At 62.5% G+C, this 23,434-nt stretch carries 18 protein-coding genes; 6 read left to right on the forward strand and 12 right to left on the reverse strand.

Annotated features, from left to right (window positions below; translation table 11 throughout):
* Positions 1-125: 125 nt before the first annotated feature.
* Positions 126-3,827, forward strand: a complete 3,702-nt coding sequence (locus JG739_RS27860; RefSeq protein ID WP_202364323.1) for a PAS domain S-box protein — start codon at positions 126-128, stop codon at positions 3,825-3,827.
* Positions 3,828-4,437: 610 nt separating this feature from the next.
* On the opposite strand, the gene JG739_RS27865 is transcribed toward JG739_RS27860, so the two are convergent.
* Positions 4,438-6,432, reverse strand: coding sequence for an acetoacetate--CoA ligase (locus JG739_RS27865; RefSeq protein ID WP_202364324.1), 1,995 nt, complete (start codon positions 6,430-6,432; stop codon positions 4,438-4,440).
* A 295-nt stretch (positions 6,433-6,727) separates the two neighbouring features.
* On the opposite strand from JG739_RS27865, the gene JG739_RS27870 reads away from it, so the two are divergent.
* Entirely contained in the window at positions 6,728-8,578 is a 1,851-nt protein-coding gene (locus JG739_RS27870) for an AsmA family protein (protein WP_202364325.1), read from the forward strand.
* 40 nt (positions 8,579-8,618) lie between these two features.
* Here the strand turns inward: JG739_RS27870 and JG739_RS27875 are convergent, their stop codons facing one another.
* The 6 genes from JG739_RS27875 to JG739_RS27900 all read right to left on the reverse strand — a co-directional run bounded on the left by JG739_RS27875 (position 8,619) and on the right by JG739_RS27900 (position 15,645).
* Positions 8,619-9,437 carry an ABC transporter permease gene (locus tag JG739_RS27875; protein ID WP_202364326.1) on the reverse strand — a complete coding sequence of 273 codons (819 nt, stop codon included), beginning with the start codon at positions 9,435-9,437 and terminating at the stop codon, positions 8,619-8,621.
* Positions 9,438-9,441: 4 nt separating this feature from the next.
* Positions 9,442-10,416 (reverse strand): ABC transporter permease subunit, encoded by a 975-nt coding sequence (locus JG739_RS27880; protein ID WP_202364327.1) that lies wholly within the window; start codon positions 10,414-10,416, stop codon positions 9,442-9,444.
* A gap of 9 nt (positions 10,417-10,425) precedes the next feature.
* Complete coding sequence (locus JG739_RS27885) at positions 10,426-11,565, reverse strand: ABC transporter ATP-binding protein (protein ID WP_202364328.1); 1,140 nt, start codon at positions 11,563-11,565, stop codon at positions 10,426-10,428.
* A gap of 71 nt (positions 11,566-11,636) precedes the next feature.
* Positions 11,637-12,734 carry a polyamine ABC transporter substrate-binding protein gene (locus JG739_RS27890; protein ID WP_202364329.1) on the reverse strand — a complete coding sequence of 366 codons (1,098 nt, stop codon included), beginning with the start codon at positions 12,732-12,734 and terminating at the stop codon, positions 11,637-11,639.
* Positions 12,735-13,092: 358 nt separating this feature from the next.
* The gene (locus tag JG739_RS27895) at positions 13,093-14,043 is read right to left on the reverse strand and encodes a DMT family transporter (RefSeq protein ID WP_202364330.1); all 951 of its coding nucleotides are present in this window, start codon (positions 14,041-14,043) and stop codon (positions 13,093-13,095) included.
* A 147-nt stretch (positions 14,044-14,190) separates the two neighbouring features.
* Complete coding sequence (locus tag JG739_RS27900; protein ID WP_202364331.1) at positions 14,191-15,645, reverse strand: helix-turn-helix domain-containing protein; 1,455 nt, start codon at positions 15,643-15,645, stop codon at positions 14,191-14,193.
* A gap of 246 nt (positions 15,646-15,891) precedes the next feature.
* On the opposite strand from JG739_RS27900, the gene aceA reads away from it, so the two are divergent.
* From aceA to JG739_RS27920, 4 genes are all read left to right on the forward strand, one after another.
* Positions 15,892-17,181 (forward strand): isocitrate lyase, encoded by a 1,290-nt coding sequence (aceA, locus tag JG739_RS27905; RefSeq protein WP_202364332.1) that lies wholly within the window; start codon positions 15,892-15,894, stop codon positions 17,179-17,181.
* A 61-nt stretch (positions 17,182-17,242) separates the two neighbouring features.
* Complete coding sequence (locus JG739_RS27910) at positions 17,243-17,485, forward strand: SMc00767 family acetate metabolism repressor (RefSeq protein ID WP_077379645.1); 243 nt, start codon at positions 17,243-17,245, stop codon at positions 17,483-17,485.
* 278 nt (positions 17,486-17,763) lie between these two features.
* On the forward strand, positions 17,764-18,177 hold the full coding sequence (locus JG739_RS27915; RefSeq protein WP_244749990.1) for a response regulator: 414 nt from the start codon (positions 17,764-17,766) through the stop codon (positions 18,175-18,177).
* Between the two features lie 195 nt (positions 18,178-18,372).
* Positions 18,373-18,816, forward strand: a complete 444-nt coding sequence (locus JG739_RS27920; protein WP_202364333.1) for a Fur family transcriptional regulator — start codon at positions 18,373-18,375, stop codon at positions 18,814-18,816.
* Between the two features lie 90 nt (positions 18,817-18,906).
* Here the strand turns inward: JG739_RS27920 and JG739_RS27925 are convergent, their stop codons facing one another.
* From JG739_RS27925 to JG739_RS27945, 5 genes are all read right to left on the reverse strand, one after another.
* Positions 18,907-19,752 carry a metal ABC transporter permease gene (locus JG739_RS27925; protein ID WP_202364334.1) on the reverse strand — a complete coding sequence of 282 codons (846 nt, stop codon included), beginning with the start codon at positions 19,750-19,752 and terminating at the stop codon, positions 18,907-18,909.
* Entirely contained in the window at positions 19,749-20,606 is an 858-nt protein-coding gene (sitC, locus tag JG739_RS27930) for an iron/manganese ABC transporter permease subunit SitC (RefSeq protein ID WP_202364335.1), read from the reverse strand. The genes JG739_RS27925 and sitC overlap by 4 nt, the downstream gene beginning before the upstream one ends.
* The gene (locus JG739_RS27935; RefSeq protein WP_202364336.1) at positions 20,603-21,508 is read right to left on the reverse strand and encodes a manganese/iron ABC transporter ATP-binding protein; all 906 of its coding nucleotides are present in this window, start codon (positions 21,506-21,508) and stop codon (positions 20,603-20,605) included. The genes sitC and JG739_RS27935 overlap by 4 nt, the downstream gene beginning before the upstream one ends.
* On the reverse strand, positions 21,505-22,386 hold the full coding sequence (locus JG739_RS27940) for a metal ABC transporter substrate-binding protein (protein WP_244749991.1): 882 nt from the start codon (positions 22,384-22,386) through the stop codon (positions 21,505-21,507). Before JG739_RS27940 ends, JG739_RS27935 begins: the two co-directional genes overlap by 4 nt.
* Positions 22,387-22,615: 229 nt before the next feature.
* On the reverse strand, positions 22,616-23,332 hold the full coding sequence (locus JG739_RS27945; protein WP_202364338.1) for an HAD family hydrolase: 717 nt from the start codon (positions 23,330-23,332) through the stop codon (positions 22,616-22,618).
* Positions 23,333-23,434 lie beyond the last annotated feature (102 nt).

Consider the following 23,434-nt stretch of genomic DNA (forward strand, 5'->3'; position numbering starts at 1 on the left):
GCGTTAACCACGCGCCCAGAGATTCCGGCGGTTGCACGCTATGGCTTGTGGACCTTCGCGCCGTCGGCTTTTATTAACAAAGCGTTAACTGCAAACTGCCCGCTTCGTAAGGGTTTCCAAAACGCATGCCGTCTGAAAACTACTCCTTCCTCGACGTCGCCGTGCTCGACGCGGTCCGCCAGCGCTTTGCCGCCGGCGACGCGATCGCCCTTCTGTCGGCAGACCTCGAACAGGTGATCTGGGCCAACGGACCAGGGGCAGCGGTGTTCGGCTATCCCGACATCGAGGCGATCATCGGCGCCTCGGCCGGCTTGCCGCTGATCGCCAGGCGCCAGATCATGGCGACAAGCGGTTTTCCACAGATCGGCCGCGACCGCGCCATCACGGTCCGGCTGGCAACCGGCCTGACCAGCCGCGCGGTTGGCTTTCTGGCCAGCGCGGTGACAATGCCTGACGGCGAAAACGCCATCATGCTGGCGGTGCCGGCGACGCAGACCGGCTCGCGCAGTGCCGCCGAGATCGCCGCTCGGGCCATCAGCGGCTTTACCGAAGACGGTCATTTCATCGCCTTCGTCGATGCCAACGGCAACATCGAGGCCGCTTCCGATGGTTTTTCGGCACTCGGCATATTGCCCGAAACGCTGGCAGCGCTTGTCGCCGATGTCGCCAACGAAAGCGGTCGCATCGTCAAACGCCTGGTTCCAGGCGGCACCGCTTCCTACCCGGCCGGCCTCGCCCGGCTGACGGATGAGCGGCACCTGCTGGTGGTGATCGACGAGAACCAGCTGGACTCCGAAGCAGCCCCTGCTGACGAGCCCAGCGCGGGGGCGGCGGCCGATGCCGCAGTCCCGCCAAAAGCAGAACGGGACAACCCGCCCGCAACAGTCGCGAAAACGGACGCGGCAGCGCAGACAGTTGCGGCAGCCGACGAAGACACTTCGGTGTCGGCGGAGCATGATGTTCCCGATTCCACCGGACTCGATTCGACTGGGCCCGATTCGACTGGGCTCGATTCGACCGGCTCTGGTTCAACTGCGCCTGATTCAACCGAGCAGGGTCCAGAAGCGGCCGGCGGAATACAGCATGACCATTGGTATTTCAGCGCCAGCGAGGACGAGGCGCAAATGCCGGGACCGGATGCGTCCGATCCTGTCGAGGCGGATGCTTCGGCGGAAAGCTCCGCACAGGATGCCGTCAGGGCCGCCTCCCCGGTCGAGCGCGCCATCCCCTCGATCGATCGCGCGGCGGCGCCCCTGCGTTTCGTCTGGCGCACCGACGCCGAGGGCAGGTTCAGTGCGCTGTCGCCGGAATTCGCGGAACTCGTCGGCAAGCCGGCGGCCGATGTGATCGGCCGGCGCTTCAGGGACGTCGCGGCCACCTTCGACCTCGATGCGACCGGCGAGATCGCCGGCCTGCTCGATCGACGTGATACCTGGTCCGGACGCTCGGTGCTGTGGCCGGTTGCCGGCACCGATTTCAAGATACCCGTCGACCTGGCGGCGCTGCCCGTCTATGGCCGCAGCCGTGCCTTCGAAGGTTTTCGCGGTTTCGGCGTTGCCCGCACCGGCGATGCGGTGGTCGATCCGGAAGCGATCGGTATGGCGCTTGTCGCCAATGCTGACGTCCCCGTGGCGGTCGAGCCGGAAGTCGCCAAAACGCCTGGCGAAACCGACCCGTTCCAGGGCGAGGTGCCGGCGCTGACCATCGTGCCGAAGCCGGAGCGGCGCTTTGCCGACAAGGTGATCCGGTTGGCGGAGCACAGGCAGCCGGCCAACGATAAAGGCCTGTCGACGCTGGAACGCAGTGCATTCCGTGAGATCGGCGAGCGGCTCAAGAAGGACAATCCCCCGACCGAACAGCCCGATGCCGCAATTGCGGCAGAGCCGGCTGCGGCGGAATCGACCGAAAACGATGTCCAAGACGAAACCGATGTCCAAGACGAGAAGGATGTCGCAAGGCTCGACGGTGAGCAGTCGCAAGCAACCGTGTCCGACATCTCAGGCTCGCTGCTCGACTATGCCGACCGGGACTACGTCGCCGACGATAGCGACGGTGCGCCGGTCTCCGAGCCGGACAAACCGGCGCAGGAAATCGGTGAGCCCATCGGCGCGGCCAGTCGATCGGTCGCCGAAGACGCCGACAGCATGACGGCCGCCGATTTCCGCGATGCAGAAGACAGCGAGGACTGGGCGCGGACCGATGTCGACGAGACCGGTTCGCCAACCGATGACATCGCCGATACCGGCGACGTCGAGCCGGCGACGGTCGAGCGGCCGCGCCTGCCGGTGCCGCCGCTCAAGCTCGAAGGCTTCGTGCCGTCGGCTTTTTCGACCGCAGACGACAACAAGGCTCCGGACATTTCGATCCTCGGCAAGCTGCCAGTGCCGCTGCTCATCCATTCCGGCGACGATCTTCACTATGCGAACGAGGAATTCCTCAGCCTGACCGGCTATGACACGCTCGACAAGCTGGAGGATGCCGGTGGCCTCGACGCGCTGTTTGCCGATCCTTACGACGGCAGCGCCACGGATGGAACCGACCACGCGTTGCGGTTGAAGACGCGTGACGGTCAGGAGTTCCCGATCGAGGCCATTCTGCGCTCGGTTCCCTGGCGTGGCGGCAAGGCGCTGATGCTGGTCGTGCGCCGTTCCGGCGACGACGAGGCAGCAGGTGCCGCCGACGACCAGACGCAGCCGGACGCTTCCGAGCTCAAGGCGCGCATCGCCGAGATGCGCACCATCATCGACACCGCGACCGACGGCGTCGTGCTGATCGGCCGAGACGGAACGATCCGCTCGATCAGCCGACCGGCGGAGGCGCTGTTCGGTTTCGACAGCGACGAGGTGACCGGAAAACCCTTCGTCTCGCTGTTCGCGATCGAAAGCCAGCGCGCCGCGCGAGACTATCTCGACGGATTGTCCGAGCCCGGCGTGGCGAGCGTGCTCAACGACGGCCGCGAGGTGATCGGACGCGAGGCGCAGGGGCGCTTCATTCCGCTGTTCATGACCATCGGCAGGCTGCCCAACGACAGCGGCTTCTGCGCAGTGGTGCGCGACATCACCCAGTGGAAGCGGGCCGAAGAGGATCTGACCCAGGCGCGCGCCGTCGCCGAGCGCGCTTCCTCGCAGAAGACCGACTTCCTCGCCCGCATCAGCCACGAAATCCGCACGCCGCTCAACGCCATCATCGGCTTCTCCGAGTTGATGGTCGACGAGAAATTCGGACCGGTCGCCAATGACCGCTACCGCGACTATCTGCGCGACATCAACCGGTCGGGCAACCATGTGCTCGACCTGGTCAACGATCTGCTCGATATTTCGAAAATCGAGGCCGGCCAGCAGGAGATGGCCTATGAGGCAGTGTCGCTCAACGACACGCTGGCCGAGACGGTGGCGATGATGCAGCCGCAGGCCAACCGCGAACGTGTCATCATCCGCTCCAGCTTCGCCTCGAGGCTGCCGGAAGTGGTGGCCGATCTGCGCAGCGTGCGCCAGATCGCGCTGAACATTCTGTCGAATGCCATCCGCTACACGCAGGCCGGCGGTCAGGTGATCGTATCGACAGCCTACGAGATCTCCGGCGACGTCGTGATGCGCGTGCGCGACACCGGCATCGGCATGAGCCAGCCCGAGATCGAGCAGGCGCTCAAGCCGTTCAAGCAACTCAACGCGCTGAAGCGCGGGCGCGGCGACGGCACCGGTCTCGGGCTGCCGCTGACCAAGGCCATGGTCGAGGCGAACCGGGCCCGGTTCACCATCAACTCGACGCCCGGCGAGGGCACTCTGGTCGAAGTCGCCTTCCCGTCGACCCGCGTGCTGGCGGATTAGGGCGGCGGACCCTCAGTCGTCCGTGTCGCCGCTATCTTTGTTTGAGCATCGGATTTTCCCAAAACCGGTGCCCACTTTTGGGTCCGATGCTCTGTCTTTGTTTGAGCATCGGATTTTCCCAAAACCGGTGCCTACTTTTGGGTCCGATGCTCCAAAAAGAAAGGCGTCCAACGGGACGCCTTGAGATTGATTGCTGTACATCGGGGGCTTGAGCGAATTCAGATCCTCTAGGGATTTAGAGGAACGGGATTTCTCCCTCAAGTTACGCACGACTATCGATGTCGGCCCTTAACAAAACCTTACCGGCACCGCAAAAAATTTACCAATGTGTACCACTCATGAAATCTAGGTAAATTCAAGCGAGATATTTCGTTAACCATGCCGGTTGCCATTTGGCGCGTGATGATTCGCAGTTCTTGGAGATTAGCTGAAGCGCCCGTCCCTTCGTCATTCTGGGGCGGAGCAAGGAGCGGAGCGACGCGGCGCAGACCCCAGAATGTTGAGGAGCCTTGGCCAATCTCTAAGCATTTGCGACGGTTCACTCGACGAACCATGAAATCATGGCCACCAAACAGGCCTCCAACCTACTAATATCACTCGCAGGGAAGACCTAATCCGCCAGCTGCGGCAGGTCGCGGAACAGCTCGAGCGCTTCGGGATTGGCCAGCGCCTCCTTGTTCTTGACGGCACGGCCATGCACCACGTCGCGCACCGCAAGCTCGGTGATCTTGCCCGATTTGGTGCGTGGAATGTCGGCGACGGCGACGATTTTAGCCGGCACATGGCGTGGGCTCGCGCCGCTGCGGATTTTCGCGCGGATGCGTTTTTCCAGCTCGGCGTCGAGTTCAACGCCGGCCGCCAGCCGCACGAACAGCACGACCCGCACATCATTGTCGAAATCCTGGCCGATGCACAGCGCTTCCAGGATTTCCGGCATCTGCTCGACCTGATTGTAGATCTCCGCCGTGCCGATCCGCACACCGCCCGGATTGAGCGTTGCGTCGGAACGGCCATGGATGATCAGGCCGCCATGGGCGGTCCATTCGGCGAAGTCGCCGTGGCACCAGACATTGTCGAAGCGCTCGAAATAGGCGACGTGGTATTTCTTGCCTTCGGGATCGTTCCAGAAGCCGATCGGCATCGCCGGGAACGCCTTGGTGCAGACGAGCTCACCTTTGCCCTGCCTGAGCGGCTGGCCGTCATCGTCCCAGACATCGACGGCGAGGCCGAGGCCAGGTCCCTGGATCTCTCCGATCCATACCGGTTCGATCAGCACGCCGAGCACGAAGCAGGAGACGATGTCGGTGCCGCCGGAGATCGAGGCGAGATGAACGTCTTTCTTGATGCCGTCATAGACGAAGCGGAAATCTTCCGGCGACAGTGGCGAGCCGGTGGAGGAGATCGTGCGCACGCTGGAAAGATCGTGCGTGTTGATCGGCCTGAGGCCGGCCTTGCGCACGGAATCGATGAATTTGGCCGAGGTGCCGAAATAGGTCATCTTCTCTGCGTCGGCGAAGTCGAACAGCACGTTGCCATCGGGGTAGAAGGGCGACCCGTCATAAAGCAGAAGGGTTGCGCCCGACGCCAGGCCGGAGACCAGCCAGTTCCACATCATCCAGCCGCAGGTGGTGAAATAAAAGAAGCGGTCGCCGTCGAGCAGGCCGGCGTGGAGCCGTTCTTCCTTGACATGCTGGATCAGCGTTCCGCCGGCCGAATGGACGATGCATTTGGGAATGCCGGTCGTTCCGGAAGAAAACAGGATGTAGAGCGGATGCGCGAACGGCAACCGTTCGAAGGTGACCGACCTGGCAGCAAAGGATGACAACGCCTCGTCCAGCGCAGTCGCCTTCTCGATGGTCACCGCCACATCGGTCGACGTGCCGAGATAGTCGACGATCAGGATCTTGCGGACGGTGACGAGCTTTGCCGCAACGGCCGCGATCTTGTCGGCAACCTCAATCGCCTTGCCATTGTACCAGTAACCGTCGGGTGCGATGAAGACGACAGGCTCGATCTGCCCGAATCGGTCCAGAACGCCCTGCTCGCCGAAATCGGGAGAGCAGGACGACCACACAGCGCCGATCGAGGCTGTCGCCAGCATTGCCGCGACCGTCTCCGGCATATTGGGCATCATGGCGGCGATGCGGTCGCCCTTTTTCACGCCGAGCGACAGGAAAAGCTGCTGCAGCCGCGAGGTCAGCGCATGCAACTCGTTCCAGGAGAGCCGGCGCTCGACCTTGTCCTCGCCGCGAAAGACGATGGCGTCACCGAGCCCGGTTTTTTTCAACAGGTTCTCGGCGAAGTTAAGCTTGGCGTCGGGAAAGAAGGCGGCGCCGGGCATCTTCTCGCCATCGACGAGCACGCGCTCGCCGCCACTGATCCCCCCACTGGCGCCCCCACTCGCGCCCTTGTCGCCGACGATGCCGCAAAACTCCCAGACCAGGCTCCAGAACGCCTCGCGATCGTCGATCGACCAACGATGAAGATCGGCGTAGGAGGAAAAAACCTTGCCGGTTGCGGCCGCCGCGGCCTGCATGAAGGCGGTCATCGGCGCCGCGTCGATCTGGTCTTTGGTCGGTGTCCAGAGCGGTGCGTCGCCAGCCATGATCGTTCCTCCTTAAAGCACGTTACGTCTAAAGAGATTCACGCGACGCGCTTTAGACTTTTGTTATTATCATGTCGTTATCCGAAAACGTTGCGCATTTTGGCGACATGCATTGGCATCGCTTATGCATATCGCCGCGCAGCAGAGCAAGATTTTGTTCGGCCGGGCGACGCGGGTGTGCGCACATGCCATCGCCGGGCTATAAAGACTTGAAATGCGTCAGCCCTAAGTCGTAGTAACGACTGGGGGTTACACCCGTCGGGCGATTTGTCGGAACGGAAGCATACGGGGCGACATGCCATCACCTTTGATCCGGCGCGGAATATGGGCGATCGGCGTTGCCGTGCTCGTCATCGCGCTGGCCGTTGCCGCCCTGCCGCTCGTCGCCTCGACGCGTATCGTGCGCGACCGCATAGCCTGGGAAATGAGTGCGTGGAGCGGTTTCAGGGTCACCATCGATGGCGCGCCACGGATCGAGGTCTGGCCGAATTTCCGTGCCATCCTGAGCGACGTGACGCTTTCGCAATGGACAGAAACCGACGCGCCGCCGGTGATCGAGGCTGAACGGGTCGAGGTCAATCTCTCCGCCATGGCGGCGTTGCGTGGCAATGTGGTGTTCTCGACGGCGCGGCTGATCCGGCCGACGATCAGGGTCCAACGCGCAGCACATGGATTTTTCCTGCCCGCCCTGCCTTCGGGCGGGCGCATCACCCGGTCCATCGACATCGCTCGCGCCGTGGTCTCCGCCAATCCAGCCAAGCCGGATCTGGGCAACCTGCCGGCTGATCCGTTCGGCACCGTGGAGTTCAGGAACGGCCGCGTGGTGACCTCCGTCGATGGCAAGGACGCTGAGATACTGAGCAGCCTGAGCGGCCAGGCGAACTGGGCCGCAATGAACAGCAATGCGACGCTGTCGGTGACCGGGATCTGGCGCGGCGAAAGCGTCGCCGTGGATGCTGCGTCGTCAAACCCGCTGGTGCTGTTTGGCGGAGGTGCGGCGCCTATGACGCTTTCCTTCAAGGCGGCCCCTGCCAGTTTTTCGTTCGACGGCGTGGCCAGCATGTCCGAGAACGCTTATTTCGACGGCCAGGCAAAGTTTGCCGCACCCTCGCTCAGGCGAGCACTCGAATGGTCGCGGGCCGGCATCGCGCCGGGCGCAGCAATTGGTTCAGTTTCTGTTTCCAGCAAGCTCACGGCGACCTCCGGCCGCATTAAATTTGAAAACACCGAGATCGCCCTGGACGACAATCCGGGAATGGGTGCGCTGGATTTCTCCTTTGGCGAGGCGCGCCCTGTGGTCTCCGGTACGCTCGCCTTCGAGACGCTCGACCTGCGGTCGTTTCTCTCCGCCTTCACGCCCTTGGCGCCCGCGAACGGCGCTGGCCCCGGCGAAATCGACATAAGCGTCGCCGATCGCATCAATCTCGATCTCAGACTATCGGCAGCGCAGGCCACCGCAGGCGCCATCCAGCTTGCCGACGTCGCCGCCGCCGCCCAGGTCAAGAACGGTCTTGCGGTCTTCGATATTTCCGATGCATCGGCCTTTGGCGGCAACATCCAGAGCAGTCTTCGTTTCGACCGCAAGCCGGAAGGCACGCAGGTCGAGATGAGGCTGCTCGCCTCTGACATCGACGGCGGCGCTTTTGGCACCGCAGCAGGAATGACGCGACTGGTGCCGATCGGCACGGGAACCGTTTCGGTCATCCTCAAGGGGCCAGGCAGAACCTGGGATTCCATTTTCGAAAACGCCGACGGCTCGGTTTCGGCGAAATTCGGCCAGGGCGCGTTGAGCCGGTTCAACCTGCCGGCGTTTCTCAAACACACCGAACAGGGCGGGTTCTTCGCGCTCGACGATGTCTCCGACGGAACGCTGCCGATCGACGGGGCCGAACTCAAGGCGAGCATTTCGAACGGTGTGGCGAAGATCGACAAGGCCGAAGCGAATTCGGCGAAGTACAAGATCTGGCTTTCCGGCATTGCCTCCTATGCCGGGCGCGGGCTGGCGCTGTCCGGCGGCATCATTCAGGCGGACCAGCCAGCCACGCAGACAAATAGCCAGGGTCCCAACCAGTCTTCGTTCTTCGTCGGCGGAACGTGGAGCACGCCGTTCATCTCGCCGATAAGCCGCGGCGTTTCCGGAGAATAGGCCGACGAGGCTGCTGCGGTCGTCAGGTGCTGCCCTGTCGTCAGCCCCGCTGCGCGGCCTGCTCATCGCGCTGGCGCTGTACCTCGCGCCGCTTGTTGGCGAGCGAAGCGATGATCACGCCGACCGCTACAACCGCGATCAGGATGGTGCAGGCGGCGTTGATCTCCGGCGTCACACCGAGACGAACCTGGCTGTAGATCTTCATCGGCAGCGTGGTTGCGCCAGGCCCTGAGGTGAAGCTGGCGATGACCAGATCGTCGAGCGACAATGTGAACGCCAGCATCCAGCCGGATACGATCGCCGGCATAATGACCGGCAGCGTGATCTGGAAGAAGGTCTTCACCGGCGGCGCGCCAAGATCCATTGCGGCTTCTTCCAGCGAGCGGTCGAACGTGATCAGGCGCGACTGCACGACGACGGCGACGAAGCACATGGTCAGGGTGATGTGGGCAAGCGTGACGGTTACAAAACCGCGGTCGAGACCGACGGCGACGAAGAGCAGCAGCAGTGACAGGCCGGTAATCACTTCCGGCATGACCAGCGGCGCAAAGACCATGCCGGAAAACAGCGTCCGGCCCTTGAAGCGCGTGTAGCGCGTCAAGGTGAGGGCCGCCAGCGTGCCGAGCACGGTCGCCACTGTGGCCGAGATGACGGCGACGCGGGCCGTTACCCAGGTGGCGTCCATGAGGCCCTGGTTGTGGAACAGCGAGACGTACCATTTGGTCGAGAAGCCGCCCCAGACGGTGACCAGCTTCGACTCGTTGAAGGAGAAGACGACGAGCAGGACGATCGGCAGGTAAAGAAAGGCAAAGCCGAGCACGATCGAAGTGATGTTGAAGCGGCTCCAGGTGGCGTTCATTGGTCTACCGATCCTGTTCCTGGGCGCGGGCCTGGGCCCGCTGGAAGAGCATGATCGGCACGATCAGCAGCAACAGCAAGATGACGGCGACGGCCGACGACACCGGCCAGTCGCGATTGGCGAAGAACTCGTTCCACAGCGTCTTGCCGATCATCAGCGTCTGTGAGCCGCCGAGCAGGTCGGGAATGACGAACTCGCCGACAGCGGGGATGAACACCAGCAGGCAACCGGCGATGACGCCGGGCAGCGACAGCGGAAAGGTGATCTTCCAGAAGGCGCTGATCGGTGGGCAGCCGAGATCCTTGGCTGCCTCGATCAGCGAATAATCCATCTTTTCCAGCGACGAATAGAGCGGCAGCACCATAAACGGCAGGTAGGAATAGACGATGCCGATGAAGATCGGCGTATAGGTGTTGAGGATGATCAGCGGCTGACTGACAATTCCGGTGGCGAGCAGCAGCTGGTTGAGCAGCCCTTCAGGCTTGAGGATGCCGATCCAGGCGTAGACCCTGATCAGGAACGAGGTCCAGAACGGCAGGATCACCAGCATCAGCAAAGTCGGGCGCAGCATCGCCGGGGCGCGGGCCATGCCGTAGGCGATCGGGTAGCCGACAAGCAATGTCAGCACCGTCGACACGGCGGCGACGATGACGCTGGTCACATAGGCGTTGACGTAGAGCGCGTCCTGCGTCAGCCAGGTGTAGTTATCGATGCTGAGCTCATTCAGCTGGGCGAAGAAACCGGCAAGGCCCTCGCCGAAGCCGAGCACCGGCGTGTAGGGCGGTATGGCGATCGCCGTCTGCGACAGCGAGATCTTGAAGACGATGACGAACGGAATGAGGAAGAAGAAGACCAGCCAGAGATACGGGATGAGGATGACAAGACGGCCAACGAAGGCCTCTCCCAGCCTGGCCAGGGCGGATTTGCCGGCTGCGGTGGCTTGAGAGCTCGTTGCAGCTGTGACAGCGGCATTCGACATGGCCGCCCCCTATCGCGTCAGCACGACGCCGGCATCCGGCCGGAACGACACCCAGGCACGGTCGTTCCAACTCAGCGGATCCTCGGTGATGCGGGCCGCGTTCATGGTGCTCGCCCGCACCACCTGGCCGTCGTCCAGCCTGACATGATAGACGGTCATGTCACCGAGATAGGCGATATCGTAGACCTCGCCCTCGATGGCGTTGACAGCGCCGGCCGGTCTCGTCGACGATATTCTGATCTTCTCCGGCCTGATGGCGAAAGCGACGGCCGCGCCAGTTGCGGCATCGCCGGCATTCTCGGTCCGGATGGTGATGCCATTGCCGGCATCGATGCTTGCCGCACCCACCTCGCCACGCGCAATCTTGCCTTCGAACATGTTGACGTTTCCGACAAAGCCGGCGACGAAACGGGAGCCCGGCGCCTCGTAGACTTCGGCTGGCGTCGCCACCTGCATCACCTCGCCCTTGTCGATGATGGCGATGCGGTCGGCCATCGTCATCGCCTCTTCCTGGTCGTGGGTGACGACAACGAAGGTGAGGCCGAGTGATTGCTGCAGATCCATCAGCTCGAATTGCGTTTCCTCGCGCAGCTTCTTGTCCAGCGCGCCCAACGGCTCGTCGAGCAGCAGCACCTTCGGCCGCTTGGCGACTGAGCGGGCAAGCGCGACACGCTGGCGCTGGCCGCCGGACAACTGGTGCGGCTTGCGCTTGGCGAACTGCTCGAGCTTGACCAGCTTCAGCATCTCTCCAACGCGCGCCGCGATATCAGGCTTCGGCATGCCGTCCTGCTTGAGGCCGAAGGCGATGTTGTTTTCGACCGTCATATGCGGGAACAGCGCATAGGACTGGAACATCATGTTGACCGGCCGTCGGTATGGCGGGATGCCGCGCAGATCCTGGCCGTCGAGCAGGATGCGGCCGGCGGTCGGCTCCTCGAATCCGGCGAGCATCCGCAGAAGCGTCGACTTTCCGCAGCCTGATGCGCCGAGCAGGGCAAAGAACTCGCGCTCGAATATCGTCAGCGACAAATTGTTGACGGCGGTGAAGTCACCGAACTTCTTGGTGACCTTGTCGAACTGGATGTACGGCTTGGCGTTCGGATCGTTCCATGGCGCGAAATCCCTGCGGATGCTGCCAAGCGATTTCATGTCCCACTCCGTGCTCCGTTCTATCCCCAGACTGACCCCGGCAACACCCTGCCGGGGTCGCTGATTGTCGCTTACTGCCCGGTGACGATCTTGGTCCAGGTGCGGGTGACGACGCGCTGGGTCTTGGAATCGTAGGGGGCGATGGTGAACAGTTTCGCCAGCGTCGCCTCGTCCGGGTAGATCGCCGGATCCTCGAGTATCTCCTTGTCGATGAACTGCTGCGACGCCTTGTTGCCATTTGCGTAGAAGACGTAGTTGCTCGCCTTGGCGATGACTTCCGGCTTCATCATGTAGTTCAGGAATTCATGCGCCTCGGCGACATGCGGCGCGTCGGCCGGGATCGCCATCTGGTCGAACCACATTTCGGCGCCTTCCTTCGGCACGGAATAGGCGATCTCAACGCCCTGGTTTGCTTCCGTCGCACGGTCGCGCGCCTGGAACACGTCGCCCGACCAGCCGACGGCCAGGCAGATGTCGCCATTGGCCAGCGCGTTGATATATTCCGACGAGTGGAACTTGCGGATGTAAGGCCTGATCTTCAGCATCACTTCTTCGGCCTTGGCGAAATCGTCCAGCGACGTGGTCTCAGGATCGATGCCCAGATATTTGAAGGCGTTCGGCAGGATGTCGCTCGGAGAATCGAGAACATAGACGCCGCAATCCTTCAGCTTGGCCAGCTTTTCCGGGTTGAAGAACACGTCCCAGCTGTCGATCTTGTCGGTGCCGAGCGCTTCCTGCACTTTCTTGACGTTATAGCCGAGGCCGACCGTGCCCCACATGTAGTTGATCGAATATTCGTTGCCGGGATCGTACTTGGCAGTACGCTCCAAAATCACGTCCCACATGTGGGAAATGTTGGGCAGCTTCGACTTGTCGAGCTTCTGGAACACCCCTGCCTGGATCTGGCGTGCGAGGAAATTGGCGGTCGGCACGACAACGTCGTAGCCGCTGCCGCCGGCAAGCAGTTTCGTCTCAAGCAGCTCGTTGGAATCGAAGGTGTCGTAGGTGACCTTGATGCCGGTTTCCTTGGTGAAGTCATCGATGATCGAGCTGTCGATGTAATCCGACCAGTTAGAGACATTGACGACGCGGTCCTGGGCATGTGCGCCGAGGGTGAAAAGCGCCAGAAATGCCGAGGTCGCCGAAAGCCGGAATGCTTTGCGGGTCATTGAGTCTCTCCTTTGATGAGTGTTCCATCGCCAGCACGTCGCGGGGCTGCAGGGCTGGGCATTTGCTTCAGATTATTGGGCTTTCCGGGAAGCGACAAGCGCGAACCGCCAACGCCATCGCGGTTCGATGCGCGGCGGCCGAGCCCGCCTTTCTCATGTCGTGACCGAGGTGGCATTCCAGCGCCGTCAAAGGCTCTCGCCATGGCGCGGGCAGGGATACGACGATGCTGTCCGGTCCCGGTCGGGCCGGAGGGGAGACTTGGCAAGATGAGCCTGTCTTGTTGTTGCCGTGTTGACAGCCTGCCCGCGCGGCCGCGCCATTGTCAATGGCTCATCTCGCTTTGGCGCGTGCGCTGCATCAATTAGGCGATGGCATACCGGTGACACCCGGCCGCACCGGCCGCGCCTGACGCTTGAATTCGAGCCCGATATGGACGAGCAGCGCCGTGACCACGACCGTGCCGCCAAGGATGGTGCGTCCCGACGGCACCTCGGAATGGATGAGCCAGACCCAGATCGGGCCGAGGATCGGCTCGAAAGTGCCGAGCAGTGCTGCGACCGCCGCCGGGACGAGCCGGGCGCCGGTGGCGAAAAAGGCAAGGCCGAGACCGAGATTGACCACGCCGAATGCAAACAGGAAGCCCATGTCGCTGCTGGAGACGCCGAATTGCGATGCCTGGGACGCCGCGAATGCGGCGGCAATCATCGTGCCGAGGCAGGTCGCCGGCGTCATCCGCACATGGGCAAAGCGTCGCGTGATGACGGTGGCGATCGAAAACATCACGGCGATGAGCAGCGCCAGGCCGTCGCCGATGGGCGACACGGCGCCATCGAGCGATTCCGATACCATGATGGCAACGCCGGCAATGACGGCGGCAATCGCCACCCAGGTTGCCAACGCCACCCGTTCGCGAAACAGCACCCAGGCAAACAGCGCCGCCAGGAGCGGCACGCCGGCCTGCATCAAAAGGATGTTGGCGACGGTGGTGTAGGCAAGCGCCACGACGAATGAGGTCGATGCGGTGGCGAAGCAGAACGCCACGGCAAGGCCGGGCAGGCCCATGCCGCGGAACAACTTCACCATGCCGCGCCAGCCGTCGCGCCAGACCATGAAGCAGACCAGGAAGGCGGCGGCCCAGACCGAGCGCCAGAACACCACGGTCCAGCTGTCGCCGGCGTCGATGAAACGGGCGATGGCGCCGCCAAAACTCCACATCAGCGCCGACAGGAATATCAACAGGAGCCCGATTCGCTCGTCACGCGGCGAGACAGCGGGGGAGACGGCTATCGCTGATGATGTATCGGTCATGATTGCGACTGTCGGCGATTTCGAGGCGAGACGATGCACAGCGGACGACAGAAACGTGCCACATTCGCCTAGCGCAAAGGCAGCGGCGGAGCGTGGTCCACCGGGCGGCGACGGTTGTGGCAAAGACGGCGGTCGCCTGCCGGGACCTCACTGGAAATCGAACGCGCTTAATCCGGTCACCATTTCGTCGAGGCCGAGCGGACGCGTCACCGGCGGCTCAGCGCGGGCGAGGCAGCCGATGCGTTCGCACAGCCGGCAGGCCCGGCCAACCGGCGTGGCCGGATTTGTGCCCTGTCCGGCTTTTCCGGCCGCCGCGGCAGCCGGCCCCGGCAGTGCCGCGCCGTAGACGATCTCGTCACGAAAGCCGATGTCGCAGCCGAGCAGAAGTGCAGTACGGCGCGGGCGCTCCGCAAACGAGCCTTGCGGCCCTTCGAGCGTGCGGGCGACGCAGAGGAACTCGGCGCCGTCGGGCATTTCCACCGCCTCGACGAAGATCTGGCCGGGCTGGGTAAAGGCGGCATGCACGGGAAGTTTTGGACAGCCGCCGCCGAAGCGGCTCTGCGGAAAACCCTGGCTGCCAGCCTTGCGGAAGCGGTTGCCGGCATTGTCGACCTCGAGCATGAAGAACGGCACGCCCGGCGTGCCCGGCCGCTGCAGCGTGGTCAACCGGTTCGCCGCCTGCTCGAAGGAGACGCCGAAGCGCGAGCGCAGCACATCGATGTCGTAACGCGCGCGCGTGGCGGCTGCGTGAAAGGATTGATAGGGCATCATCAGCGCGTGAGCGGCGTAGCGGCCAAGCTCGAAGCGGGCGAGCCGGCGGGCCTCATCCGTGGTCAGCTTCAGTGCCTGGATCTCGCTTGCCACCGCGACCGTCATGCGGATCAGGCAGGCCTCCATCGCCACCTCGCGCAACTGGTCGAACGGCGACAGGCGCTCGGACAGGAACAGACGCTGCGAGTGGCGGTCGTAGCGGCGGCGCCAGTTCGGCATGGTGGCGACCGGCAACACCTTGACGACGATGCCGTATTCACGCTTCAGCCAGGCCTTCAGCGCGCCGAGCAGATCGTCGCCGGCATCGAGCACCGAGGTGAATGCCTCGGCCTCCTCTTCCAGCGCGGCAAAATGGTTCGGACGGCGCTCGAAAATCTCGTGCACCTCGTCGATCGGCAAGCGGGCGCTGGACAGCGCCGTCGCTTTGCCCTCACGCGCCAGGAGCTCGTTGATGTCGGAAAGGCGCTCGGCCTGCTCGCGATAAGCGCGAAACAGTTTTATCACTGCGGCAGAAGCATTGGGTGCCGCCTCGGCAAGCTCGATCAGTTCCTGGTCGCCAGGCAATTCGCCGACCAGCAGCGGATCGGAAAACACTTCCTTCAAGGCGGTGACCGACCCCCTTGCCTCGCCCTGCAATTCATGCGGGTCGACCTTGTAGACAGATGCCAGCTTGAGGATCAGCTGAACCGTCAGCGGCCGCTGGTTGCGCTCGATGAGATTGAGGTAGGACGGCGAGATGCCGAGCCCTTCGGCCATCGCCGTCTGGGTCAGGCCCTTGGCGCTGCGGATGCGGCGGATGCGCGGCCCGGCGAAGATTTTTTGATCGGCCACTCGGCTGTCCTTGACAGAATTTACATGACTTCCTCGCGGCGCTGCCAATGCCGGCCTTTTACAATCATGACATATTTACAGCGCCTGACTGTCAAACGCAACACAGGTTTTCCCTTATTTTCCAGCCAATCCTCTGGTTTTCCTCGCCGATCTCGCGGCAAAATGTAAATGCTGTCATACCAAAACGGCGCAGAAATTTTCATGAGGCGGCGTTTCTATCCCAGCAACGATCTGTCGGAGCGACCAATGACTGATTTTTACAACCTCGTCCCCTCGGCGCCAGAAGGCCGCTTCGACGGCATCGAGCGGCCCTACTCGCCGGACGATGTGAAGCGGCTGCGCGGTTCGGTCCAGATCCGGCAGAGCCTCGCCGAAATGGGTGCCAACCGGCTCTGGAAGCTCATCCACGAAGAGGACTTCGTCAACGCGCTTGGCGCCATGTCGGGCAACCAGGCGATGCAGCAGGTCCGCGCCGGGCTGAAGGCGATCTACCTGTCTGGATGGCAGGTCGCGGCCGACGCCAACACCGCATCCGCCATGTATCCTGACCAGTCGCTTTATCCCGCCAATGCGGCGCCCGAACTGGTCAAGCGCATCAACCGCACCCTGCAGCGCGCCGACCAGATCGAGACCTCCGAAGGCAAGGGGCTTTCGGTCGACACCTGGTTCGCGCCTGTTGTCGCCGATGCGGAAGCCGGCTTCGGCGGACCGCTCAACGCCTTCGAGATCATGAAGGCCTTCATCGAGGCGGGCGCCGCCGGCGTCCACTACGAGGACCAGCTGGCGTCGGAGAAGAAATGCGGCCATCTCGGCGGCAAGGTGCTGATCCCGACCGCCGCACACATCCGCAACCTCAACGCCGCGCGACTTGCCGCCGACGTCATGGGCACGCCGACGCTGGTCGTCGCACGCACCGACGCGGAAGCGGCAAAGCTGCTCACCTCCGACATCGACGAGCGCGACCAGCCGTTCGTCGACTACGGCGCCGGCCGCACGGTGGAGGGCTTCTATCAAGTCAGGAACGGCATCGAGCCCTGCATCGCACGGGCAGTCGCCTACGCGCCCCACGCCGACCTGATCTGGTGCGAAACCTCCAAACCCGATCTGGCGCAGGCCAAAAAGTTCGCCGAGGGCGTGCACAGGCAGTATCCCGGCAAGCTTCTCGCCTATAATTGCTCGCCGTCGTTCAACTGGAAGAAGAACCTCGACGATGCCACCATCGCCAGGTTCCAGAAGGAACTCGGCGCCATGGGCTACAAGTTCCAGTTCATCACGCTGGCCGGCTTTCACCAGCTCAATTTCGGCATGTTCGAACTCGCCCGCGGCTACAAGGCGCGGCAGATGGCGGCTTATTCCGAACTGCAGGAGGCTGAATTCGCGGCGGAAGCCCACGGCTACACTGCGACCAAGCACCAGCGCGAAGTCGGCACCGGCTATTTCGACGCAGTGTCGATGGCGATCAGCGGTGGCCGGTCTTCGACCACGGCGATGCACGAATCGACCGAGCACGCCCAATTCAAACCGGCGGCGGAATAGCACGAACGCGACAAATAGAGGCAACGCCCCAAAAGGGGGAAAATACGCAAGGAGAAGACCAATGGCATCGATAAGCCGCGTCAAGGAACGGGCCGAAGAACAGGCCACCACGATGACCGTCGACCAGCAGGCGACCATCCGCATGCTGGCCAACGACCTGCACAGGCTCAACCAGTCGGTGATGAAGGCGGTCGAGGCCGGTGTGTCGGTGGAACTCGTGCGCTCGGCACGACACCATGGCGGCGACGGCAACTGGGGCGATCTGCTGATCCCGGTGATCGTCACGCAACGGAGCCTCGGCTGACCAAAATCCGACCAGCCCCTGCTGTCGGATCCGGCATCACCTGCGCAGTCCCTGCGCAGGTGATTTGCACTTGCTCAACCAGTTGGATGCGGGGGCCAGAAAAGAACTTGCTTTAAATTTTAACCTTTCTTGCGTTGTTCTCGATGCCAGCCATTTCAGCTTGACATAGGCAGCGATCTGACGGCAATTATTTCCTAGGTACAACCCTGCATTGAATCCAACGAGTGTCCGCCCAGCTCATGCGCCCCTTGAATCGCACGGTGAATCAGCTGAGTTTGATGAGCCGGAACGTGGACCCCGAGATGCTCACCAACTTCACCCGCGTGCTCGTCGTCGGAAAATCGCCGGTCAACCGGGTGGTGGTTTCCAAAATCGTCGAACGGTCCGGGCTCAAACCGATCTCGGAATCGCCCGAAACGGCAGCAACGACGCTGCGCTCGCTGATTCCCGGAGTGATCGTCCTCGATGGCGGAGCCGACAACAAGGACTGCGACGCGCTGATATCGGGCATCGATGCGCTGCGGCGCATGTCGGGCAGGTCGCGTCCTTCGGTGATCCTGCTCTCGACCAAAAGCGGCACACCGGAGAGCCTCGGCCTATCGAGCGTCGTCGATGCGGTGGTCGTCAAACCGATCACGACCGAACGGCTGCAGCCGGTGATCGACCACTTGATCACGCTCGGACGCAGCTAGCCGGCATCCGATTTGGCTCCTTGATCGCTTCTTGTGATCGGATCTGGATATCTTATGTCAGTATGTGACCGCCTGACAGTGAACCCAGTCCGATGTCCTTTTGCAATTGCGACGCATCTGGGATAGCACCTTCGAACAAATCCGCAGGCATGTTCCGACTTCGCGACATGGCTGTCGATATTGGCGGATCATGACATGTCCTCAGAACAGACCATCGCCGCGCTTTGCAGGGAACTCGGACTGCGCATCACCGGTCCGCGCCGCGTCATCATGCGCGTTCTATCCGAATCCAGCGACCATCCGGATGTGGTGGAACTCCATCGCCGTGTTGTCGCCATCGAGCCGACGATCGCGCTCGCCACTGTCTATCGCACCGTCAGCCTTTTGCGCGAAAAGGGCATTCTGGAGCGGCACACCTTTGGCGATCGGCGCGCCAGATATGAAACCGTTCCCCGCGAGCATCACGATCATCTCATCAACATCGAGACCGGAGATGTCATCGAATTCCAGTCGGCGGAGATCGAGCGGCTCCAGGAGGAAATCGCTCGACAGCACGGATTCACGATCATCAGCCACAGACTCGAGATCTACGTGAAGCCGATCCAGAAAGCGCGACGCTCTCGTCAAACCAGAGAATGACCGCCAGCTGTTCTTTTATGCATGTCGTTATGCCAAAACCGCTGCGCACCCCCGGGTCAGGCCCGAGGGCATGCTTTTGGGCGACATGCGTTAGCCCTCGTCGCCGAGTTCCATTCGGCCGGCTTTGAGCGTGGTGACGACGAAGGCTGCGATGAAGGCGGCAGTCAGCATGAGAACGATGGTCGGCGCCGGTGCGCTGTCCATGAAGAAGGACGAATAGACGCCTAGAAACGACGCGGCGACCGCGATCGCCACCGACAGGATCAGCATGGCGCTGAACTTCCTTGTCAGCAGGAAGGCGATGGCGCCAGGCGCGATCAGCATGGCGATGGCCATGATGATGCCGACCGCCTTCAGCGCGCCGACGACGGTGAGCGAGATCAAGCAAAGCAGTCCGTAATGGAGCAGGTTGACCCGAAGACCAACCGCGCGAGCCTGAGCCGGGTCGAAGGCGTGCAGCAGGAAGTCGCGCCACTTGATGCCGATAATGCCGGCCGTGATCGCAGCGATGAGCCCGGTTTCGACGATGTCGCGCAGGCCGATGCCCAGAACGTCGCCGAACAATATATGGTCGAGATGCACGTCGGACTGAATTTTTACGTAGAGCACCAGGCCGAAGCCGAACATGCCGGAGAAGACGATGCCCATAACCGTGTCCTGCTTGATGCGGCTATTGTCCTTGAGGAAGCCGGTGGCGAGAGCGCAGACCATCCCGGCGGCGAAGGCGCCGATCGAATAGGGGAATCCGAGGATGTAAGCGATGACCACGCCGGGAAAGACGGCGTGGCTGATGGCGTCGCCCATCAGCGACCAACCCTTGAGAACGAGAAAGCAGGAGAGCAGCGCCGTCGGCACGGCGACCAGCACCGAAGCAATCAGCGCATTGACCATGAAGCCGAACTGGAAGGGGGCAAGCAGTGTATCGAGGATGCTCATCGGCTGGCCTCCAGGGCCCTCGCCGAGCGGCGGCGGGCTGCCAGCATTCCATGCTTGGGAGCAAAGAAGAAGGCGGCGAGAAAGATCAGCGTCTGCAACACGACGATGATGCCGCCGGTGGCGCCGTCGAGGAAATAGCTGGCATAGGCGCCGGTGAAACTCGTCGCCGCGCCGATGGCGACCGCGATGACGAGCAGGCGCGGAAAGCGGTCCGTCAGAAGATAGGCGGTCGCGCCGGGGGTCACCACCATGCAAATGACCAGGAAGGCGCCCACGGTCTGAAGCGCGGCGACGGTGGAGGCCGATAGCAGCATGAAGAACATGATCTTGAGCGCGCTGGGGTTGAGCCCGATCGAGCGGGCATGGCTCTCATCGAAGAAGACCACCATCAGATCCTTCCATTTCACCAGCAGGACGGCGAGCGAGACGAAGCCTATGATGGCAAGCTGAAGCGTGTCTTCCGGAGTGATGGCCAGGATGTTGCCGAGCACGATCGTCTGGATATTCACCGAGGTCGGCGACAGCGACACCATGAACAAGCCGAGGCCGAAGAAGGAGGAGAAGATCAGGCCGATGATGGCGTCTTCCTTCAGCTTGGTGCGCTGGTTGAGGAAGAGCATCACCGCGGCGGCGAGCCCGCCGGAGAAGAAAGCGCCGATCGAGAAGGGAAGGCCAAGCATATAGGCGCCGGCGACGCCCGGCACGATCGAATGCGAGAGCGCGTCACCGATCAGCGACCAGCCTTTCAGCATCAGATAGCAGGACAGGAAGGCGCAGACACCACCGACCAGGGCGGACACCCACATGGCGTTGAGCATATATTCGTAGCCGAACGGCTCGAGCAGGACATTCATTCGTCCGGTTCCCGCATCTTGTGCTGCATGGCTCCGTTCTCTCCGTAGAAGACCAGTGGCCGCTCGTCATCGGTGATGACGGCAAGGCGGCGCCTGTCGTCGTCCTCATGCAGCCCGGCGCCGCCCAGCACGAAATGACGCAAGACGCCACCGAAAGCCTTTTCCAGGTTCGCCTGCGTGAAGGTCTGGCCAGTCGGCCCGTAGGCAAGGACCGTGTTCCGGAGCAGCACGGCACGGTCGCAGAACTCCGGCACGCTACCCAGATTATGCGTCGAGACCAGCATCACCCGGCCTTCGTCCCGGAGCGCGCGCAGCAGTTCGACGATAGCGTCCTCGGTCCTGACATCGACGCCGGTAAAGGGCTCGTCGAGCAGGATGACGCGCCCGTCCTGCGCCAGCGCCCGAGCGAGAAAGACGCGCTTCTTCTGCCCGCCAGAAAGCTCGCCGATCTGGCGCTTGCGGAAATCGCTCATGCCGACACGCGCAAGCGCTGATGTAACCGCCTCGCGATCAGCCGCCTTCGGCAGGCGCATCATGCCCATATGGCCGTAACGCCCCATCATGACGACGTCCTCGACCAGTACCGGAAAGTCCCAGTCGACCTCTTCGGCCTGCGGCACATAGGCGACGATGTTCTTCCTCAGCGCGGCCGCGGCCGGCTGTCCGAGAACAAGAATCTCTCCCTTTGCCAGCCGCACGAAGCCCATGATAGCTTTGAACAGCGTCGACTTGCCCGAGCCGTTGACACCGACAAGTGCGGTGATCGTGCCTGCCGGAATTTCAAAGCTCGCATCGCGCAACGCCGTGAGGCCGTTGCGGTAGGTGACGGTAGCGCCGCGAATGGCGAGACCGCCTCCCGCATCCTCCGACGCGGCGGCAAGAGGCGGAACGGCTGCGTTCATTGCGACAGCCCTGCGGCGAGGCCTTTCTGAATCGTATCCGATGTCACACGCAGCAGGTCGATATAGGTCGGCACCGGGCCGTCCGCCTCGCTGAGGGAATCGACGTAGAGCACGCCGCCGTAATGCACTCCGGTCTCACGCGCGACCTGCCGGGCCGGCTTGTCCGACACGGTGCTTTCGCTGAAGACGGCGACGATCTTGTTTTCCCTGACGGCGTCGATCACCTTGCGAACCTGCTGCGGGGTGCCTTGCTGGTCAGCGTTGATCGGCCACAAATAAAGCTCCTTCAGCGCGAAATCGCGTGCGAGGTAGGAGAAAGCGCCCTCGCTCGACACCAGCCAGCGCCTGTCCTGCGGGATCGAGGCAAGCTTATCGCGGATCGGCGCGACGGCCGCCTCTATCTTTGCCTTGTAGGCTTCTGCATTGGCCTTGTAGGTCTCGGCATTCGCCGGATCGTGCTCGACGAAGGCGTCGCGGATGTTGTCGACGTAGATCAGCGCGTTTGTCGGCGACATCCAGGCGTGCGGATTCGGTTTGCCGGTATAAGGTCCCTCGGCGATGCTCATCGGTTGGACACCCTCGGAGACGATGGCGCCGGGCACGTCGCTGAGGTTCTGGAAGAACTTTTCGAACCAGAGTTCGAGGTTGAGCCCGTTCCACAGAATGAGCTTTGCGCCCTGCGCCCGCTGAATGTCGCCCGGCGTCGGCGCGTAATTGTGGATCTCCGCCCCCGGCTTGGTGATCGATTCCACGATCGCTGCGTCGCCCGCCACGTTCTTCGCCATGTCGGCGATGACGGTGAAGGTCGTCACGGCCTTGAATTTTTCCTGCGCTTTCGCTGGGCTTGAAGCCAACGCCGCAGCGAAAACCGCAGCCATCAACCCGACGACAACCCGTCGCCCGTATCTCTCGATCATCAAAATCTCCTGTCGCGATTTACTCGCATGCCGCGCGGCTGCTGTGACGCCGCGCTTGTCGCATATTCTGCAATTGCGACTGATTTGCAAGTAGAAAACGATTTTACAGCGTGGATTGTACAAGAGCCGCGCGATGGAGGGGCCGCGACGGAGGGGGCCGCGCAGGCCGGTTCGACGCCGAGATACGCGATCAGCCGGCTTTGACGATGCTGTCGACCAGCCGGGGCAGTTCCGAGAGATCGGCTATCTGGCGGAAGCGAGGCGCGGTGACCGGCGGCTCGACATGTTCCAGCGCCCAGGTCAGCTCATGCGGCACGTGGACGCCCCAACTGCCGGCCTCGATGGCCGGCACCACGTCCGACTTGAGCGAATTGCCGACCATCATGCTTTTTTCGGCGCCATCACCGTGGCGGCCGAAGATGCTGATATAAGTAGCGGGGCTCTTGTCGCTGACGATCTCGACGGCATCGAACAGGTCACCGAGGCCCGATTGCGCCAGTTTGCGTTCCTGGTCGAAAAGGTCGCCCTTGGTGATCAGCACGAGGCGATAGGCATCCGCCAGTTTTTCAACGGTTTCGCGCGCATGAGGCAGCGCCTCGATCGGATGGCCAAGCATCTCGCGGCTCGCGGCAAGAATTTCGGCGATGACCGAGGCCGGCGCGCGGCCCTCGGTGATCTCGATCGCCGTTTCGATCATCGACAGGGTAAACCCCTTGATGCCGAAGCCGTAAACGGCGAGGTTGCGCTTCTCCGCCTCCAGCAATCTTGCCGAGATGTGCTGCTCCTCGGCGTGATCGGCGAGCAGAGCGGCAAAGCGCTTTTCGGTGATGCGGAAGAACTGCTCGTTCTGCCAGAGCGTGTCGTCGGCATCGAAGCCGATCGTGGTCAATTCATGATTGTTCCGCATGCGACGTCTTCAAACGAGGTCATTGAACTTGCGTCGAACCTAAGCTGCTTGCGGCGGTTTTCAACTGGGCAGGCAAACGCAACCGCGCTCCCCTTCCCTTCC

Origin of the sequence: Mesorhizobium sp. L-2-11, from assembly GCF_016756595.1 — a bacterium.
GTDB lineage: Bacteria > Pseudomonadota > Alphaproteobacteria > Rhizobiales > Rhizobiaceae > Mesorhizobium.

What these genes read in the sequence shown, in the direction of transcription:
- sitC (WP_202364335.1), bottom strand. Translation starts at nt 20,606, where the DNA reads ATGAATGTCCTGCTCGAGCCGTTCGGCTACGAATATATGCTCAACGCC.
- JG739_RS27895 (WP_202364330.1), bottom strand. Translation starts at nt 14,043, where the DNA reads ATGACCGATACATCATCAGCGATAGCCGTCTCCCCCGCTGTCTCGCCG.
- JG739_RS27935 (WP_202364336.1), bottom strand. Translation starts at nt 21,508, where the DNA reads ATGAACGCAGCCGTTCCGCCTCTTGCCGCCGCGTCGGAGGATGCGGGA.
- JG739_RS27910 (WP_077379645.1), top strand. Translation starts at nt 17,243, where the DNA reads ATGGCATCGATAAGCCGCGTCAAGGAACGGGCCGAAGAACAGGCCACC.
- JG739_RS27890 (WP_202364329.1), bottom strand. Translation starts at nt 12,734, where the DNA reads ATGACCCGCAAAGCATTCCGGCTTTCGGCGACCTCGGCATTTCTGGCG.
- JG739_RS27860 (WP_202364323.1), top strand. Translation starts at nt 126, where the DNA reads ATGCCGTCTGAAAACTACTCCTTCCTCGACGTCGCCGTGCTCGACGCG.
- JG739_RS27925 (WP_202364334.1), bottom strand. Translation starts at nt 19,752, where the DNA reads ATGAGCATCCTCGATACACTGCTTGCCCCCTTCCAGTTCGGCTTCATG.
- JG739_RS27940 (WP_244749991.1), bottom strand. Translation starts at nt 22,386, where the DNA reads ATGGCTGCGGTTTTCGCTGCGGCGTTGGCTTCAAGCCCAGCGAAAGCG.
- JG739_RS27870 (WP_202364325.1), top strand. Translation starts at nt 6,728, where the DNA reads ATGCCATCACCTTTGATCCGGCGCGGAATATGGGCGATCGGCGTTGCC.
- JG739_RS27885 (WP_202364328.1), bottom strand. Translation starts at nt 11,565, where the DNA reads ATGAAATCGCTTGGCAGCATCCGCAGGGATTTCGCGCCATGGAACGAT.
- JG739_RS27875 (WP_202364326.1), bottom strand. Translation starts at nt 9,437, where the DNA reads ATGAACGCCACCTGGAGCCGCTTCAACATCACTTCGATCGTGCTCGGC.
- JG739_RS27915 (WP_244749990.1), top strand. Translation starts at nt 17,764, where the DNA reads ATGAGCCGGAACGTGGACCCCGAGATGCTCACCAACTTCACCCGCGTG.
- JG739_RS27920 (WP_202364333.1), top strand. Translation starts at nt 18,373, where the DNA reads ATGTCCTCAGAACAGACCATCGCCGCGCTTTGCAGGGAACTCGGACTG.
- JG739_RS27945 (WP_202364338.1), bottom strand. Translation starts at nt 23,332, where the DNA reads ATGCGGAACAATCATGAATTGACCACGATCGGCTTCGATGCCGACGAC.
- aceA (WP_202364332.1), top strand. Translation starts at nt 15,892, where the DNA reads ATGACTGATTTTTACAACCTCGTCCCCTCGGCGCCAGAAGGCCGCTTC.
- JG739_RS27865 (WP_202364324.1), bottom strand. Translation starts at nt 6,432, where the DNA reads ATGGCTGGCGACGCACCGCTCTGGACACCGACCAAAGACCAGATCGAC.
- JG739_RS27880 (WP_202364327.1), bottom strand. Translation starts at nt 10,416, where the DNA reads ATGTCGAATGCCGCTGTCACAGCTGCAACGAGCTCTCAAGCCACCGCA.